This is a genomic window from Cellvibrio sp. 25HG11W-0 (genome assembly GCF_057815475.1).
Genome location: NZ_CM174230.1, coordinates 63,946 through 80,804, shown reverse-complemented (window position 1 = coordinate 80,804; position 16,859 = coordinate 63,946). Strand labels below are relative to the sequence as shown.

General features: G+C 40.5%; 16 protein-coding genes. 3 read left to right on the top strand and 13 right to left on the bottom strand.

The features are described 5' to 3' along the window. Positions 1–20: 20 nt before the first annotated feature. Both AC0KUT_RS00355 and AC0KUT_RS00350 read right to left on the bottom strand, forming a co-directional pair. Entirely contained in the window at positions 21–287 is a 267-nt protein-coding gene (locus AC0KUT_RS00355; protein ID WP_488832590.1) for a DUF3019 domain-containing protein, read from the bottom strand. Positions 288–456: 169 nt separating this feature from the next. Next, complete coding sequence (locus AC0KUT_RS00350; RefSeq protein ID WP_488832588.1) at positions 457–1,497, bottom strand: MipA/OmpV family protein; 1,041 nt, start codon at positions 1,495–1,497, stop codon at positions 457–459. Positions 1,498–1,711: 214 nt separating this feature from the next. Between AC0KUT_RS00350 and AC0KUT_RS00345 the strand changes: the two genes are divergently transcribed. Further along, a complete protein-coding gene (locus AC0KUT_RS00345) occupies positions 1,712–3,763 on the top strand; it encodes a beta-propeller domain-containing protein (RefSeq protein ID WP_488832586.1) in 2,052 nt (683 codons plus the stop codon). Between the two features lie 62 nt (positions 3,764–3,825). Here AC0KUT_RS00345 and AC0KUT_RS00340 read toward each other — a convergent pair whose 3' ends face one another. From AC0KUT_RS00340 to leuA, 8 genes are all read right to left on the bottom strand, one after another. After that, the gene (locus tag AC0KUT_RS00340; protein WP_488832584.1) at positions 3,826–4,209 is read right to left on the bottom strand and encodes a DUF2306 domain-containing protein; all 384 of its coding nucleotides are present in this window, start codon (positions 4,207–4,209) and stop codon (positions 3,826–3,828) included. Positions 4,210–4,306: 97 nt separating this feature from the next. Beyond that, on the bottom strand, positions 4,307–5,380 hold the full coding sequence (locus tag AC0KUT_RS00335; protein ID WP_488832582.1) for an efflux RND transporter periplasmic adaptor subunit: 1,074 nt from the start codon (positions 5,378–5,380) through the stop codon (positions 4,307–4,309). 52 nt (positions 5,381–5,432) lie between these two features. Further along, a complete protein-coding gene (locus AC0KUT_RS00330; protein WP_488832581.1) occupies positions 5,433–6,698 on the bottom strand; it encodes an ABC transporter permease in 1,266 nt (421 codons plus the stop codon). A 10-nt stretch (positions 6,699–6,708) separates the two neighbouring features. Beyond that, entirely contained in the window at positions 6,709–7,944 is a 1,236-nt protein-coding gene (locus AC0KUT_RS00325) for an ABC transporter permease (RefSeq protein ID WP_488832580.1), read from the bottom strand. Between the two features lie 4 nt (positions 7,945–7,948). Continuing rightward, positions 7,949–8,695: an ABC transporter ATP-binding protein gene (locus AC0KUT_RS00320; protein ID WP_488832579.1), complete on the bottom strand. Its 747-nt coding sequence runs from the start codon at positions 8,693–8,695 to the stop codon at positions 7,949–7,951. Positions 8,696–8,921: 226 nt separating this feature from the next. Continuing rightward, entirely contained in the window at positions 8,922–10,181 is a 1,260-nt protein-coding gene (locus AC0KUT_RS00315; RefSeq protein ID WP_488832578.1) for an ABC transporter permease, read from the bottom strand. A 4-nt stretch (positions 10,182–10,185) separates the two neighbouring features. Further along, positions 10,186–11,436 carry an ABC transporter permease gene (locus AC0KUT_RS00310; RefSeq protein WP_488832577.1) on the bottom strand — a complete coding sequence of 417 codons (1,251 nt, stop codon included), beginning with the start codon at positions 11,434–11,436 and terminating at the stop codon, positions 10,186–10,188. Between the two features lie 395 nt (positions 11,437–11,831). After that, positions 11,832–13,499 carry a 2-isopropylmalate synthase gene (gene leuA, locus AC0KUT_RS00305; RefSeq protein ID WP_488832576.1) on the bottom strand — a complete coding sequence of 556 codons (1,668 nt, stop codon included), beginning with the start codon at positions 13,497–13,499 and terminating at the stop codon, positions 11,832–11,834. Between the two features lie 297 nt (positions 13,500–13,796). On the opposite strand from leuA, the gene AC0KUT_RS00300 reads away from it, so the two are divergent. Next, on the top strand, positions 13,797–14,261 hold the full coding sequence (locus AC0KUT_RS00300) for an Lrp/AsnC family transcriptional regulator (protein WP_488832575.1): 465 nt from the start codon (positions 13,797–13,799) through the stop codon (positions 14,259–14,261). A 61-nt stretch (positions 14,262–14,322) separates the two neighbouring features. On the opposite strand, the gene AC0KUT_RS00295 is transcribed toward AC0KUT_RS00300, so the two are convergent. The 3 genes from AC0KUT_RS00295 to AC0KUT_RS00285 form a co-directional block, all read right to left on the bottom strand. Then, positions 14,323–14,478 carry a hypothetical protein gene (locus AC0KUT_RS00295; protein WP_488832573.1) on the bottom strand — a complete coding sequence of 52 codons (156 nt, stop codon included), beginning with the start codon at positions 14,476–14,478 and terminating at the stop codon, positions 14,323–14,325. A 548-nt stretch (positions 14,479–15,026) separates the two neighbouring features. Further along, on the bottom strand, positions 15,027–15,359 hold the full coding sequence (locus AC0KUT_RS00290; RefSeq protein ID WP_488832572.1) for a YegP family protein: 333 nt from the start codon (positions 15,357–15,359) through the stop codon (positions 15,027–15,029). A gap of 1 nt (position 15,360) precedes the next feature. After that, entirely contained in the window at positions 15,361–15,534 is a 174-nt protein-coding gene (locus AC0KUT_RS00285; RefSeq protein WP_488832570.1) for a hypothetical protein, read from the bottom strand. 279 nt (positions 15,535–15,813) lie between these two features. On the opposite strand from AC0KUT_RS00285, the gene AC0KUT_RS00280 reads away from it, so the two are divergent. Then, positions 15,814–16,698: a BrxR family transcriptional regulator gene (locus tag AC0KUT_RS00280; RefSeq protein WP_488832569.1), complete on the top strand. Its 885-nt coding sequence runs from the start codon at positions 15,814–15,816 to the stop codon at positions 16,696–16,698. The last annotated feature ends 161 nt before the right edge of the window (positions 16,699–16,859 follow it).

The following is a 16,859-nucleotide window of genomic DNA, read 5'->3' as shown; positions in this document are numbered from 1 at the left end:
CTGATTATTCACCAGTACCACTAAAAAAAACTCCAAGGGTTACGCCTGACTTTACGGTATTTTTTTTCGTTATAGACCACCTGAAAACGCTGGTTACTTAAGGCTTCACTACTATCAAGTTCGCGCAATTGAAAGTCTGTGCTTGCACGTGCAGTCAATTCAAACCTATAAGTGCCCTCGGTAACATTGTGCCAACAGCGTAGTGGTTCAGATTTTTCCACTTGATAAAGACAAAGCGAACGTATTTCTTTTGCTAACCACTTTACTTCTAATTCATCACGACACACTTCTTCGCCCGCATTTAATACACAGAGCCGCGGCTTTATGGAAAACTGAATAATAGGTAATGACTGCGTTTCTTTTAAATCGCTCGCATAGCTCCCTCCGCCCGCTAGCAATACTGGCAGGAATAGGCTTAACCGGATTAGGCTGCTAATAAACCAACAACCAAGCCTTTTAAAAATGGTACATACCTCCAACAAAGACTGTCACTACCTTATTCTTATTCAGTAACGGGCTCGCCGATATTTGATTGGGTAAAGCTCTATAACTAGACAGTAAGCGCAGATCCCAACACGGTGTTAAATGATAAGTCCACTCTATACGTGCTAAACCTGTGAGCGCTGAACCAGCGGTATAGATTCCACGCTGATCCATCTCTTCCAAGCTAACACCATAATAATAATTAATAATATCGCTAGATTGCCAAAGTGCCCCCAGCGCTGCAGAAAAATGGTGGCGTCCGTGTGCCCAATATTTACTTAAGACGAAACGCCACTCATCACCCTCATGTACTCGGGTAAAATCCTGTAAATACTGTACTTGGATATCAACAATATTTGATGTGTAGCTGTATTCAAAACCGGCTAAACCCGCAGTGCGACGCTTAGACATTTTTCGCGTTACATTATGCTCAAAATTTGGTCCTAAGCTATTCTTGTCATCAATAGAAATAATCGGTAAATTCGTATCCTGCCACTCTTTATCACCCGTGCCCGCCGTTAAGAAACCACCTGACTCTAAGAAAAAATTACTGGGATTCCAACGATCAAAAAAAACTTGATCGTAACTGGGAGTAGCCAGAAAATTAACCTGCTGAGCCTCAGATTCAAATAAAACAAAACCCACATCTAAATTTTGAATAAAGAAGCGCGCGCCGTTATAGCTAATTTGAGGAACGATGAAGAGTGGAATATTGTCCCCATCAAGCAAGGGATTGGTGCGCACACCCGCACCTATGCCAACACGTATATCCCATTTACCGATTTCTTGATACTGATCTTCTTGATGCGGACTTTTTGGAATGGGGCTGTCTTTAATGAGGATGTTTTGAGTAGCGCTGCTATGAGGCTGACTATTAGATACTTGCTTGAGATGAGTCTCACTCACTGTGGTTGCAGTATCGCAGTTATTATCATTAATAGCCGCACAGGCCGCAGTATCCACAGCTGTAGCAGAACATAATAAAAAAGCGATAAGGGATCTGCGTACTGTCATTTTTGTAGGCTTTTTGTTGGGAATAAGATCTAGCTTAAGATTAAATTCATTACTTAATTGTAAGCTTTTGTAGCTATGGCACGCATCTGTACAAATTATTACAATTTTGTACCAGTCTATTACAGATAGCAGCAGATCTATTCCTTTAGTATCCATTTTATAGGCTCAGCTTGAGCCTTATAAATTATAACCTCATACTCGAAGGAGCTGCGGCATGAAACATCTTTATTGTATTGCCTTAAGTTTACCGCTATTTGCTTGTGGTGGCTCACATACTAACAGCAACCCACCTACAACCTCAGAAAAAATCGATTATTCAAATCTCTCCTCAGCTACCTTTGAGCCTGGATCACTTCGCCAAGCCTCCACACAAGAACTAAGCACCTTAATTAAAAATGGCCTGCGGTTATCCATTAACGAATATAGAAATTACTCTATGTTAATACGAGAAACTGCAATTACGAGCGCGCAAGATTCCAGCATCAATACCAGCGATAACTTTTCAACCACTAATGTTCAAGTAGCAGGCGTCGATGAAGCCGACAGCGTAAAATACGATGGGAAATATATTTATCTGGTTACTCCAACACAATATTCTGAAGAGCACCCCAGTCAAACTTTAAAAATATTTGCAACAGATGCCACACAAGTAGCAGCCAATGAAGTAAGTGAGACTATCTTAAGCAAAGATCATTGGGGCGATGTTTCCGAACTCTATCTCGTCACAGAAAATGAAACCACTACCAGCCTCGCAGCAATTCGCCGTTCATGGAATTTCATTACGTTCTCTGAACCGCGCCTCTTAACAACCGAAGCTGTTGCAAGCGATATGAGCAGCAGGATAGCCATTGACTCCTTTGCACCCTATCAAATGCACAACGGGATCAACATCAGCCTTTATGATGTGCGCACACCAAGTAATCCCGCTAAAACTTGGAGTATTGCTATTGACGGCGACTTGCTCAGTACCCGTAAAATTGGCAACACCCTCTATGTCGTCAGTAGCTTTGTTCCGAGTATAAATGAATTAAATTATTTACCCGATACCGACCAACTACAACAGGCAAATGAAAAACTAATAGTACAGACACCTATCGAAAAATTACTACCTGAGTATGCTATTAATGAAGGTACGCCTCAGTTATTGACGAGTACAAATGGTTGTTTAGTCCCTCAAAATACCCGATCGACCCAAGGTCATCTAAATTTAATCAATATTACTGCTATAGACTTACAAGCTCAGACGCTCGTTAAATCTGTGTGTATTAATACCAGTGTTGAGGGCACCTATGCTTCTCTCAACAATTTATATCTAGGTGGATCAAATGATAGCAATGGAAGTAGTGATCAAAGCTTCAGCGTTATTCATAAATTTTCACTTGAGGAAAATTCAGTCAACTACAGTGCCAGTGGTTCCGTACCGGGAACTCTTGGATGGAATGCTCCCTCATTTCGCATGGATGAATACCAAGATTATTTACGCTTAATAACTACTCAATACAACGCCCTAGGTCTACCACAGCACCAACTCAGTATTTTAAAGAAAATTGAAGGCCGCGGTGAAATGGAAATTGTTGCGCAATTACCGAATGCACAACAACCCGAGCCTATTGGAAAGCCACGCGAAGATATTTATGCGGTTCGCTTTCATGGCGATAAAGCTTATATAGTAACCTTCGAACGAAAGGACCCTCTGTATGTACTTGATCTCAGCAATCCACTAGTGCCCAAGATAAGTGGCCAACTCCAAATCCCAGGCTACTCTACTTATTTACATCCTATTGGTGATAAGTATCTCTTTTCCCTCGGTAATGAGACAGATGAAAATGGCCGTCCCATCAGTTTAAAATTGGCGCTATTTGATATTCAAGATATGGCGAATCCAATCGAGATTGATAAACACCTTCTAGGCAATTCATCCACATGGAGTGAAGCACTCTATGATCATCGCGCACTTAGTTTGTTAAACGCCAGCAATGATCAAGTACGTATTACCTTGCCGATTAATCTTTGGGAGGATGTAATTGATAAAGGTGATGCCATCAACCAACAATGGCTTAACACCAGTCTTTATCAGTTTGAAATTAATGGATTAAATTCAAACAAGCCAAGTCTAGATCAACTAGCTCATCTTATTAGCGAATCTAACGATCAACAGGAATATCCAAATTGGAATGGTAATGATCGCGGCATACTGCACGGCAACAGTGTTTTCTATGTTCATGGCGACAAAGTAATAGCAAGCCCTTGGCCAATAAAAAAATAGATTACTATAGAAGAAAGGAAAAAGGCCGCTACTGCGGCCTTTTTCCTTTCCCATAAAAAATATTAAAAAAATACACTGTAAATAAATCGGCCTGGCATTAAAGCGAAGGTGCCCGCAATGATAATTCCTCCAATATAAATTCCCACCATATTACCTACATGTGCACGCATATTACCTCTGCGCGCTGCAAAATATGCAGCAGGCACACCATAAAGAACGGAGAAACAAAACAGATGAATAAAACCAAAGTGGTTAAAAACAGTAGGGCCTACTTTTGCCGGCATAAACAGCGTAACGCTAGCCGTAGCGAGCATCAATAACATATAGATCTTTCCCAACCGCTTATGCCTAGGCGTACCCTTTCTGTTCAGTAATAGATAACTACCGATAAAGAAAGCAGGAATTATAGTAGCGAGATGAAAGTAACTGAGTTCTTCATAGGTCATAGATTTATCCTTAAATAGCCCGCGAATTTTTCGGCGTATTATTTAACTATAATCTACCCATAGGTTAATAAGACCCAGTTACCTTTGTCACAACATATTAACGGTGTTTAATCTTGTCATTTTCTTTAAGTCCATCCAGTATTTCAATATTAATACCATCGGACAGACCCGTTTTTACTTCGCGTTTTTCAAATTTTTGTGGTGCTGTCTCTATTTCTACATATTGAGCTTTATCTTCTATAATGAGATTACCCTCATTAATTGCTAATATATCCTCTCTTTTTTCTAACACTATATCCGCATTAGCACTATAGTTGGCGCGCAAAAATAATTTATCGCTTAGTTTAACTGCAGCGCGAATTTGAAACTTAATAGTACCTTGATCAGTTATACCCTTAGGAGAAATATATTCGAGTACTGCTGTGAAGGGTTCGCCCTCAAGCGCGCCTACATCCAGTGTTAGCTCCATGCCCTCTTTAATTTTTCCGACTTCAGATTCATCCACCATACCCTCGAATATCATGTCATTCATATCCGCTAGGGTTGCTAGGCTGGTGCCAGAGCTGAAGGAACTTGTCTCTACAATAAAAGCACCCTCTTTGAAAGGTAGGTCTAATATCATGCCGTTTACAGTTGCCAATATCAAATTGGATACCTTGTCGGATTTTTTGCTGGCGCCTGATTTCATCAGCAATAAATTATTTTCGGCGGCAGATACTGATTCACGTTGCAAATCAAAGTTGAGTAGAAATTTATTATATTCAGACGATGATATTAATTTGTCTGCATAGAGTTTTTTCTGCCGCTCAAACTCTAAGGTAGCATTTTGAAAATTTAATCTAGCGGTTTCCAATTGCGATTCCGCTTGATTCAACATAACCATATTGGGCGCCAAGGTGATTTTAGCTAGCACATCGCCTTTTTTAACAGTTTGACCGGCACTGAAGAACAGCTTCTCTACTACCCCAGAAACCTGGGATTTTATTTCAACTTCGCGCCTTGGTATTACCTTACCCACCGCGACGGTTTTCTTCGCAATAGTCGTTTTAAATACGCTATCAATTTCATAAACAACGGGTTTATCTTGCGATTTTTTAAAAAGAAAAACAGCTGTGCCTACAAATACAATAGCTATAATCCCTAAGACTGCGAACCAAATAAATTTTTTCATTCCTAATTACCCTTAAAAGTGCTTACCATAATTTGTTAAATGTATTTTTACGCTACTCGTCCTGCAGCGCAACTATGGGGTTAACCGCCGCTGCCTTGGCCGCAGGCATTAAGGATGCCAAGAGCCCAGATATGACCAACACCAACAAAGCGACTAGAGCAGTTGTAAAGTCCACCGAAGGGTGACGAAACATACCGCCATCGGCGCCGCTTATTTCTATAATTTTATTAATGCCTTCTAATATCAACACACCAACAACCAAGCCAAAATATCCCGCTATTGCGGTAATAAATACCGACTCCTGCACCACCATACTAATGATAGACATGGGGGTAGCACCCAGCGCTTTGCGCAAACCTATTTCGCGCGTGCGCTCTTTCACCACAATAAGCATAATATTACCGACACCTATAGCACCCGCTAAAATTGTACAAATAGACACAAACCAACTAAACGCACTGATGCCGCTAAACAAACCATTCATTTTGTCGAATTCGTTTTGCAAATTAAAGCTGCCTAAAACACCCAGATCCTTCGCATCAAATTTTTTCCGCTCGCTCATATATTGTTTTACCTCTGCCTCGGCGACAGCGGCGTGAATATTTGGCTTGGGAATTATGACAAAACTACCCACCCAATTAACCTGATTAAAAGCATACCTGAGGGTGTCATTAGGAACATAAATTCGTTCAGCCTCACTGCTATTAGGATCTTTATTGGTAGATTTAAATACACCCACTACTTGAAAACTAATCCCAGCTAAAGTGATATGAGCACCTATAGGATTTTCATCGTTCGCAAACAGCATCTCGCGCACCTTGTTGCCAATAATGGCGACCTTGCGCCGCTTGTCCTCATCAATTTTATTAATGTAGCGCCCTTCAACAATTTTTTGCTGATAGATATTGGCCATGCCCGCATGGGTGCCCTGAATAGAAAAGCTGCCATTTTTACGTTTATAGACCGTATAGGCTGGCGTGCCATCCCATATACCTAAACTATTTTGCGCATATATTTTTCCCACACTTGGCACATTTTTTTGAATGGCTTCTATATCACCTGCTTCCAATACTATTCTTCGACCTATAGGTAAACCCTTGTAGGCAATTTGAGTGGTGCCCTGAGACCATATCCACACTGAATTGGGAATTTCTTTAAAATCTTCTTGAACGCCATTTTCTAGTCCCTTGCCCGCTCCAAGTAAAATGGTGAGCATGAAAATTCCCCAAAACACACCAAAGGCGGTGAGCCCGGTGCGCAACTTATGTTGGCCTAGGGTAAAAAATATTTCCTGCCATTTTTCCGTGTCAATTATCATAGCTATGTTCCTAGTCTGCACGCATGGCTTCGGTAGGCATAATGCGTGCGGCCCTTAGGGCGGGCATTAAACCCGCTAACGCACCTACCACCACCAATAAAATAATGGCAGTTATGGCCACTTGAAAATTAACTTCGGGATTTTGAAAAAATGGCAGGTCTGCGCCCGCACTGCGCAAGCCAAAGGCAATAAGCTCCAACACCCCTACACCTAAAATTAAACCGCTATAACCCGCTACCGAGGTAACCAATACCGATTCCATTAACAGCGTAGCGACAATATTAAACGGTGTTGCCCCCAGCGCTTTGCGAATACCAATTTCACGGGTGCGCTCTTTAACCGTGATAATCATAATATTACTCACGCCGACAATACCTGCAGTTAAGGTGCCTATACCCACAAACCAAATCAGCGAATTAATCGCCATAAATAAACCGCTTACCATTTTTGCTGGCTCTGCCATATTGAAAGAGCGAATGGCGCGCTTGTCCTCGGGCGCTACATAGTGACGCTGTTGCAAGAGTGCGATTACATCAGCCTCAAGTTTAAACCCTTCGCTAGCTAAAGTAGGTCGAAGCCAAATTGCCCCTATATTTTTGCTATTGCCAAACATTTTTTGAAAGGTAGATTGCGGAATATAAATGCGCTCTGAATCCCGCCCGCGATTGCCCTTATCGTGAAACACGCCCACGACTTTCATCACTACATCATTTACTCGTACCAGTTTTCCGGTTGGGTCAATATTTTTTCCAAAAATACGCTCGGCCACGACACTGCCAATAATGGTTATTTTGCGTCCGTCGCGCTGATCTAAGGGGTTCATGATGCGGCCGAAACTTATGGGTAGACCCTCTTTGATATCGAAGAAGTCATCGGGCACCCCGTGAACTTCAAAGCTGCCACTTTTCTTTTCGTGCACGATTGCAATGCCGCCGCGCTGATTGTCGCCGGCAATAAAACGTATATTGGGAATTTTTTCTTTTAACGCGGCTATATCATCTTGCGTAAGATCTATGTGTCGGCCGAGCCCTCGCCCCTTATAAGCAATTGAGGTTGTCTCGGTGTAGACCACAATAAAATCTCTTACGTCTGTACCAAAACTATCGTAGACACCATTCTGCATACCCTTGCCCGCGCCTAGCAACAAAATGAGCATAAGAATGCCCCAAAACACGCCGAAGGCTGTTAGCAATGTGCGCAGTTTATTTTGACGCAGGGTGTAAAGAATTTCCTGTAAACCATCCATAGTATTAGCCCAGAGTATCTTCTTCGTCTTGAACGGCTAGGGCTTCTGCGGCCTGAATAGCCTGCGCTTGATGGCTGTTGTTATAGCCATCATCCAAAATGCGTCCATCTTTTAAAATTATCTGCCGCTGAGTTTGATTCGCCACATCCTGCTCGTGGGTAACTATGACTATGGTATTACCCGCCGCGTGTAACGCTTTCATCAAGGCCATAATTTCTTCAGTCGTTTTACTGTCTAGTGCACCTGTGGGTTCATCGGCCAAAATCACCTTTGGTTTAGTTACCATGGCGCGAGCTATAGCAACACGCTGTTTTTGTCCGCCAGAAAGTTCATTGGGCATGTGTAACGCACGATCACTAAGGCCCACCATTTCCAAATATTCTGCTGCGCGAAGATTTCGCTCCTTGCGGCCGACACCTTGGTAATAGAGTGGTAGAGCTACGTTTTCAGTCGCATTTTTGAAAGGTAAGAGATTGAAAGATTGAAAGACAAAACCGAGTAATTCATTACGCATTTTTGCTGCTGTTTTTTCTTTTAACTTTTTAATTTCACGTCCAGCCAGATAGTAATCGCCCTCATCATGGGTATCAAGAATACCCAATATATTCAGTAACGTTGATTTACCAGAGCCCGAGGAGCCCATAATAGAAACCAATTCACCTTCACGAATATGCAAATCAATTCCTTTCAGTACATGTAAGGGCTGTTCGCCCGAATGGTAATACTTGTGTATGTTAGTGAGCTTTATCATTTTCTAATCCTTAATTTCCAAGGCAAAGCACTTGAAGTCATACAGATAATTTACTTAACCGTTTAGTAGCCTCAGCTTACGCATTTTTAGCGATTATATAAGCCGAGTTAACGCTAATTAACCCTTTGGTGACATCTGTCATTTAAACCATAAACGGGTAGACACTCTTGTATTACTATCTTTGACGTATTTTTTTGCTCTTTAGATTCAAACTATATTTAATTATTTACTCATCTTGTAAAGCAACGATAGGGTTTACCAAGGATGCTTTAAGTGCTGGTAGTAATGATGCCATGGCACCGCTAAAGACCAGAACCAAGAACGCTATCAAAGCCGTGCCTATATCAATATAGGGTGAGGCAAACATTCCCTCCCCCTTCCCCATATCGATCAGTACTTTTTTAACCAGCTCCAACACCAAAACGCCAGTTACTAAACCGGTATAGCCCGCGACCAGAGTTATCAGCAGTGATTCCTGTAATATCATCCAGCTTATATTCGCTGGCGTTGCACCCAATGCTTTTCGTAACCCTATCTCGCGGGTGCGCTCCTTTACCACTACCAACATAATATTACCCACCCCAATGACACCGGCGATAATAGTGCCTATGGCAACAACCCAGCTAAAAATTAGAATACCCTCTACTAGGTTTTTATCTTGAAGATATTCGGCTTCGCTATTGTAAGTTTGCAAAACACCTTCATCATCTGGATGAATTTTTTGACGATCATAAATAACTTTTTTAATTTCTCGCTCTAGATCTTCAGTTTTAAAACCTACTTTTGGCTGAATCCACAGTTGTCTAAAGCGATCTAATTGATTAAAGGTTTTTCGTAAGCTTTCATTGGGAATATAAATACCGATACTTTGATAGGGATCACCATTGTCGGGTTGTGTGGATTCATATACACCTACAATCTGAAAACTTACACCCTGAACAACAATTTTCTTCCCCAGTGGACTGCCGCTATTTTTAAATAAAATATCTTTTACACGAGTGCCTATAACCGCTACTTTACGAAACTCTTTTTCATCTAAACTATTTATATAACGCCCTTGAAGTACACGATTAGTTTGCAGTGCTGCCCAGCCATTGTGGGTACCCATAACAAAAAAAGATCCACTCGCTTTTTCATGGGTTACATACTGTGAACCACGTAAGTAATTTTGCCCCTCTATTAATTTAATGCCCTCTACCTGTTGTTTTGCCCAGGCAATATCATCTTCATTTAATAAAATACTTCTACCCTTGCCTAAACCTTTGTAAGCCATTTGGGTGCTATTGGAAGACCATAGAAAAACTACATTTTTCCGCTCACCGAAAAGTGTATCGACTTTTATGCTATAGCCTTTGCCGAAGCCCAATAATATAACCAGCATAAAAATTCCCCAAAAGACACCAAAAGCCGTTAAGCCTGTGCGCAACTTTTGTTTCTTTAAGCTGATAATAATTTCTTGCCACTTATCCCAATCAATAAAATTCATTCCATTACTCCGCGCGCATGGCTTCAATAGGCATAATACGCGCAGCGCGTAGTGCAGGCATTAGGCCAGCCAAAACTCCGGCTACAACCAATACTAAGAGGGCACCCAAGGCTACGCTCATATCAATTTCTGGTTGTTGAAAATAGGGTAAATCTATATCGAAGCGCGTTATCAGTGCCGCAACAGCTTCTAATATGGCTACGCCTACTACTAAACCTGCATAGCCGGCCAAAGCAGTCACAAGTACGGACTCAAATAATAATCCTAAAATAATATTACTGGGGTTAGCGCCCAACGCTTTGCGAATACCTATTTCACGGGTGCGCTCGCGTACGGTAATAATCATAATATTACTCACACCGACGATCCCAGCGAGTAAAGTTCCTATTCCAACTAACCAAATAAAAAGATTTAAGTTACTGAACGTCTGCTTGGTTTCGCGGGTAACTCGCGCGTAATTCATAACGTAGATAGCGCGCTCATCCTGCGGGGATATGTTATGGCGCTCACGTAAAATTTTTACAATGCGCTCCTCAAGCTCTACACCATCTACCCCTGCTTGCGGTCGCACTGTAATTAAATCAATACCTTCTCCTCCTCCAAAGGTTTTCTTAAAAGCGCTAATAGGTACATAGACACGCTCTGACATGCGCCCCAAATTTCCCTTGTCGTAAAACATTCCCACCACACGAAAAACAATTCCATTAACTTGAATGTCTGACCCTATAGGATCTACCTCAGGCGAAAATAATCTATCGCGCACGCGTGTACCAATCACCGCGACTTTACGACTTTGATTTTTATCCAATAGGTTTAAACGGCGACCTTCATTAAAGGGTACCTTTTCTTTGATGTTAAAATATTGGTCTGCTACACCCAGCACTTGAAATACACCGGATTTAATATCTTTAGTGACGAGAATGTCGGAATTGACAAAATTACCAAGGGGATTTTCACTGGAAATATAACGCACATCTGGAAGCTGCCGTTTTAACGCAACCATATCGTCTTCGGTAAATTGGATTTGCCTGCCTGTGGGGAAACCTTTATAGGGTATAGAAGTGCGCCCAGGTTCAATCCACATAGAATCTGCTGTATCGTTGAACCTACCCTCTAGTGCCGCCTTTTCCATTCCACGGCCAGCGCCTAGGAGTAGTATCAACATTAAAATACCCCAAAACACGCCGAAGGCTGTAAGCCCGGTGCGCAATTTATTTTGCTTTAGGCCATGTAAAATTTCTTGCAAACTATCCATTGTAATATTCCGATCTGATTCCGTCTGGCGGTAGTGAGCTTAATGGCCAAAGTATCGCTTTTCTAAAGACCCTTATTAAGCACTGGGGATTAAGGTGCTCATATTTATTAAAACTACTTTATACCTATAAAATTTTTCAAATTTAACATAGATTGTTGTATTAGGGGGAAATCGACCGTCGAAGAATAAATATGGCCTATGAGATCGATAAAAGAAAGGAGTTAATATTGACGAGAAAATAGCCGAACCTGTCTTTCACAGATTCGGCTGAGAGAACATAATAATTTAGTCTGATAGAAAGAAACTTAAAACAAGAAAATTAAATTGGAACCTTATTTCGTAAAGGTAAGGAATTTTTTAACCCCATTAATATTTAAGATGTTTAATAGGCTTAATTAGACCAGTTGACCACTGCGATTCACACTATTAATTAACGCTTTTATCGCAGACGTAATTATATTTCGATCCTTACCAACACCAAAGACGGGGCGACCATTGTTTACTTTCACTTCAACATAAGTCACTGCAGCTACGTCTGAACCTTCACCTATAGCGTGCTCATGATAGTCAATCACACTGATCTCACAACCGGTAAATTGGCTGATAGCATGTGCCGCTGCATCTATAGGACCGTTGCCACTACCGCTAATCTCTACAGTTTTATTTTGATGCTGTGCATGTATAACTATATCAACTTGATGCGTTTCATCTTCTTCAGAAACCTTACTCGATTGATATGCTATAGGAAAGTTAATTGCTAAATATTCTTGCTCAAACAATTTAGCAATATCACTTCCCTTAACTTCTTTACTGGTAAGGTCACTTACTTTTTGGACAACACCGCTGAACTCGATTTGCAATCGACGTGGCAATTGTAATCCTGCCTCTTGCTGTAATAAGAAACTTACACCACCTTTACCTGATTGCGAATTAACCCGCACCACTGCATCGTAGCTACGATTTAAATCCGCAGGATCAATAGGTAAATAAGGCACTTCCCAAAGTGCATTTTTTTTCTGTACTGCGAAGCCTTTTTTAATGGCATCCTGATGGGAACCAGAAAATGCAGTAAATACTAATTCACCAGCGTAGGGGTGACGCGGATGTACCGGTAGTTGATTACACTCTTCAACCAATTGACGCACTCGATCTATATCAGAGAAATCCAAGCCTGGGTGAATACCCTGTGAATATAGATTCAATGCTAGGGTTACTAAATCTACATTCCCTGTGCGCTCGCCATTACCAAACAAACAACCTTCAACACGATCTGCACCCGCCATCACAGCTAGTTCTGCTGCAGCTACTGCTGTGCCGCGATCATTATGTGGATGTACGCTAATAATAATTGAATCGCGACGATTGATATTGCGGTGCATCCATTCAATTTGATCGGCATAGGTATTGGGCGTATTCATCTCAACTGTAGCAGGCAAATTTAGAATCATTTTGCGCTCAGGAGTAGGTTGCCAAACATCTGAAACCGCGTCGGATACTTCTTTAACAAATTCTATTTCTGTACTCGAAAATACTTCTGGAGAATATTGAAAAGTCCACTCTACTTCCGTGGCTTGGGCTGTTAATTCTTTACACCATTGAGTGCCCTGAATTGCTATATTTTTAACACCCGCTTTATCAGTGTTATAAACTATTTTTCGAAACGCGGGAGCCAATGGATTATACATGTGTAGTATTGCCCGCTTAGCGCCACGCAAGCTTTGTACAGTACGCTCGATCAGGTCATAGCGTGCCTGCACCAATACTTCGATCGTAACATCATCAGGAATATGATTTTGTTCAATCAACAAACGAGCAAATTCATAATCGGTTTCTGATGCGGAGGTAAAACCAATTTCAATTTCTTTAAACCCAATGGCAACTAACTCTTTAAAGAAGCGCAGCTTAGTAGCTACCGACATAGGGTCAATCAACGCTTGATTGCCATCGCGCAGATCAGTGCTCATCCAAATAGGTGGCTTTTCAATATGCTTATTGGGCCATTGACGATCTGGCAGTGATATACCGATAAAACGCTGATACTTAGTGGATGGATTGGCAATCATGGGTAATCTCCGCAGACAAACATGGGGTTAAACAAATTCATTAGGGCTGAGCAAGATATTCGATGTATTGCCCTTATGGGGCTTGTTGCTCTAGAGGTAATTTGGAAATGAATAAAATCTATTACGCCTAGTCTCAAATACAGCTTGTGGCTGGATTCTTATCAGCTGTAATTATTATAGTAAATCACCATGGGCAGACGATTGCTAATATTCTCGTTAAAATCGTTATTGAGCTATAATATTGCTCATATAAAACTAAAATAGCAATTATTATGAAGTAATGCAGGAGTTATCGCTATGGAATTGGATAAATATGACCGTTTGATACTAGCCGCCTTACAAGAGAATGCGCGCATATCAAATCAAGACTTAGCTGACTCAATCAGCCTTTCACCATCACCCTGCTTGCGTCGCATGCGACAGCTGGAAGAGTCGGGCTTAATAGATGGTTATGTAGCACTTTTAAATGCCCGTAAACTAGGGCTGACGCTCATGGCCTTTATCCAAATCAGTATGGATAAACATACGGCCGATAGGTTTGACGTGTTCGAAACGACAATAAACAGCTACCCAGAAGTACTAGAGTGCCACTTAATAACTGGCCAATCAGCAGACTATCTGCTTAAGGTTATTGTGAAAGATATGGATGCCTATCAACAGTTTTTACTGCACAAACTAACGCGCATTGAAGGTGTAAGTGGTGTTCATTCTTCCTTTGTACTCAAGTCACCCCTTAACAAGACCGCACTACCACTGAACTAAATAGTGTTAAATTATTGCCTAAAAAAATAAAAGGAGCCGAAGCTCCTTTGCGGGTCGAGCCTTATTTTTTACCAGCTCGTCTATCTTCTTTCCGTCGCTCAAGGGGCAAGTCAACAGGAAGTTCTTTTTTTTGCTTACGCCTATCTTTTTTTTGGCGCTCTTCCAACGCGTCTTCGAGTTGGCTCAGTAGCACTTTAGGTACTTTATTATCACTCATGGTTAAATCCATCTCCTCTTTAATTCAATTAAACATTTTAACTCAACTAAATATGAGTCTGTTCATAACCCTACTTGAAGCAGTATAGACTAGCAGTTTGAACAAATTGGCTAATACCTTATTTTTATTTCAATCGTTGATAAAAAATCATAAATTTATTAACTTTTATTTTTCGATACTGATAATTTATTACAGAATTAGGTTCTGTTTTTATAATCACTTTTTATTAAAATTAATTCGTTTTATCATCATTAAAAAATCCATAACCTATTGATAAATATAGAGTTATGGATTTTAACTGAATCAGTTTTACCTATTCAAAATACGCGAAACATTGTCGTATCTCAATTGGCATGATTTTCTACACACAGCAAGATCAAGGAATGCAACGAATTATGAGATTTTCTTGGGGCTTCAAAATCTCATTTATCTTGATATTTACAGAAAGAAATCTCAATTTTTATAATTTTTAATTAAAATCAGTGAGTTAGCCAATAGTTTATCTGTGATTAGTAGCTGCCGAATAGGCAGCTACTGTAAAGGAGAGGTCAAGTAATATCTTCTATCGGAGCTGTTGGGCCATTAGTCTTTACAGACTGAATGCCAACTTCTCGAGCTTGAGTAGTTGGATACAGCTGACTTTTTCCAACCGGCTCATAGTTAGCTGCTCTCAATACAAAATAATACCGATTATCAGAGCTAATTTGACGCAGGTAATTACTATCATGAGGGCTGTTTACCCTTACAGACGCAATTCCATTGAGTGCACTAGCTTTAGTTGAATATCCCTCGCTACCAAGAATATTTTCACCATTAGCTGCTTTCAGACGAAAGTAAAACTGACCATCATTACCTTTATATATCTGATATTTGGCCGCCATCTTATTTCTTCTCCTTTGTTACACCTTTGAAAGGACTACCGTCCGATTTAACGTCCATAAATTGGCCTGTTGCGGAATCACGTTTAACCCAATGACCACTTGCAGTTTGGGTTTGAGAACGTTGCTTTACAGCACCTAAGCGTTGACCATCACCATATGGTTTATTTGTTGCCATGATTAAAACCTCACAAAACAGATTAATATCATTTGACAACTAACTGGCATTTCAAGAGAATCGCGGCTCTCACACCGTGGGTGACTCTAGCAAAACACTGTCAGTTGACCCTACATCAAAAAACCCATTCAGCGACCCTGTTTGGGTTTTTTTGATGACACCTTAATTATACTAATCATTTTGATGATGTCAATCATTTAGATCATTGCAATTATAATGATTGCAATGATCTAAATGATTGATCTATAGTAAGAGAAACTTTCCAGAAGAGTGCTAACCATGAGCGCAAGCAATCGTTCTGAGATACCTAGTGGACAGCAATTAGAAAGACTTGCCCATATCGAATTTCTTGCTTATTTCATTGGAAAGGTAAGTAGGAAATGCATTATGTCTCGTTTTGATATTGGAGAAGCTGCCGCAACTAGAGACCTCAGTCTTTATAATGATATGGCACCAGGCAATATTATTTACGATCCTCGTTTAAAATATTACGTGCCCTCGGAAGCATTCGGATGCCGCTTTAATTTATCTGCACAAAAATGTCTCGACACTTTATCAAGTGGTTTCGGCGATTACTTAACAGACAATAATGAATTTAAAGTTGCACACACACTTAGATTAAGCCCCCCAGATCTTGAGGTTACTGCAGCGATTACAAGAGCAATCACGACCAAACGACCACTTGAAATAGAATACCTTTCTGTTACTAGCGGTCAGTCGAAAAAATTTCTTGTTCCTTTCGCTATATTGGATAGTGGATTACGTTGGCACATACGTGCATATGATCGTCAAAAATCTAGATTTGCTGATTTCGTTATCAATCGCATCATAAATGCAAAAGTCTTAAACAATGAATTCATTCAGCCTCATGAAGAATCAAGTGAAGATTCTCAATGGACGGATTTTGTTGACTTAATAATTCAGGCTCACCCAAAAAATGAAAAGGACAAACAAGTTATTGAGCATGAGTATGGAATGGTCGATGGAACGCTAATAAAACGTATTAGAAAAGCTTATGTTGGGTATTTACTTAGAAGTTGGGATATCGACTGTACAGAAGATGCATCTCAAAAAGGACACCATATTTTCCTTCACTTAAAAAACACCAAGGTAATCGCTTCTCTTAATGTTGATAGTTTTAAACTAGCTATTTCTTCTGATTAGATTAGATGTGAAAGAGAAGGGCTACAATCTATTAGCCCTTCTTTTGACGAACTTTCAATTTTCCTAACAATTAAGTTCTATTTATAAAAAGTAATTGTTAGGCTAAGTAAATGTACCTATCTGCTTATAGATACACGTGTATGTGAGCACTTACCTATCCT

What these genes read in the sequence shown, in the direction of transcription:
- AC0KUT_RS00285 (WP_488832570.1), bottom strand. Translation starts at nt 15,534, where the DNA reads ATGGCAACAAATAAACCATATGGTGATGGTCAACGCTTAGGTGCTGTA.
- AC0KUT_RS00330 (WP_488832581.1), bottom strand. Translation starts at nt 6,698, where the DNA reads ATGATAATTGACACGGAAAAATGGCAGGAAATATTTTTTACCCTAGGC.
- AC0KUT_RS00340 (WP_488832584.1), bottom strand. Translation starts at nt 4,209, where the DNA reads ATGACCTATGAAGAACTCAGTTACTTTCATCTCGCTACTATAATTCCT.
- AC0KUT_RS00345 (WP_488832586.1), top strand. Translation starts at nt 1,712, where the DNA reads ATGAAACATCTTTATTGTATTGCCTTAAGTTTACCGCTATTTGCTTGT.
- AC0KUT_RS00280 (WP_488832569.1), top strand. Translation starts at nt 15,814, where the DNA reads ATGAGCGCAAGCAATCGTTCTGAGATACCTAGTGGACAGCAATTAGAA.
- AC0KUT_RS00295 (WP_488832573.1), bottom strand. Translation starts at nt 14,478, where the DNA reads ATGAGTGATAATAAAGTACCTAAAGTGCTACTGAGCCAACTCGAAGAC.
- AC0KUT_RS00350 (WP_488832588.1), bottom strand. Translation starts at nt 1,497, where the DNA reads ATGACAGTACGCAGATCCCTTATCGCTTTTTTATTATGTTCTGCTACA.
- AC0KUT_RS00290 (WP_488832572.1), bottom strand. Translation starts at nt 15,359, where the DNA reads ATGGCGGCCAAATATCAGATATATAAAGGTAATGATGGTCAGTTTTAC.
- AC0KUT_RS00310 (WP_488832577.1), bottom strand. Translation starts at nt 11,436, where the DNA reads ATGGATAGTTTGCAAGAAATTTTACATGGCCTAAAGCAAAATAAATTG.
- AC0KUT_RS00335 (WP_488832582.1), bottom strand. Translation starts at nt 5,380, where the DNA reads ATGAAAAAATTTATTTGGTTCGCAGTCTTAGGGATTATAGCTATTGTA.
- AC0KUT_RS00300 (WP_488832575.1), top strand. Translation starts at nt 13,797, where the DNA reads ATGGAATTGGATAAATATGACCGTTTGATACTAGCCGCCTTACAAGAG.
- AC0KUT_RS00315 (WP_488832578.1), bottom strand. Translation starts at nt 10,181, where the DNA reads ATGAATTTTATTGATTGGGATAAGTGGCAAGAAATTATTATCAGCTTA.
- leuA (WP_488832576.1), bottom strand. Translation starts at nt 13,499, where the DNA reads ATGATTGCCAATCCATCCACTAAGTATCAGCGTTTTATCGGTATATCA.
- AC0KUT_RS00325 (WP_488832580.1), bottom strand. Translation starts at nt 7,944, where the DNA reads ATGGATGGTTTACAGGAAATTCTTTACACCCTGCGTCAAAATAAACTG.
- AC0KUT_RS00320 (WP_488832579.1), bottom strand. Translation starts at nt 8,695, where the DNA reads ATGATAAAGCTCACTAACATACACAAGTATTACCATTCGGGCGAACAG.